The organism is Bradyrhizobium sp. Kon69 (assembly GCF_055807515.1).
Genome location: NZ_JBVVOS010000360.1, coordinates 1 through 270, shown reverse-complemented (window position 1 = coordinate 270; position 270 = coordinate 1). Strand labels below are relative to the sequence as shown.

1 pseudogene is annotated in these 270 nt (G+C 65.2%); it reads left to right on the top strand.

Annotation, left to right across the window (positions count from 1 at the left end):
- A pseudogene (locus tag AC0L3U_RS39450) lies at positions 1-270 on the top strand (MocR-like pyridoxine biosynthesis transcription factor PdxR); the annotation flags it as partial.

The window sequence follows — 270 nt, the reverse complement described above, 5'->3', positions numbered from 1 at the left end:
CCTGGCGCGGCGCAAGGCCCTGCTGGACCGTGCCATCGAGCTCGGCGCGATCATTATCGAAGACGACTACGACAGCGAGTTCCGCTACCAGGGCCGCCCCACCGACTCGCTGCAAAGCATGGATACCCGAGGCGTGGTGACTTACGTCGGCACCTTTTCCAAGACCCTGCTGCCTGAGCTGCGCCTGGGCTACGCGGTGCTGCCGCCGGCGATCCATGGCTCCGTGCTCAAGGCCAAGCAATTGACCGATCAGCACAGCTCCACCCTGCC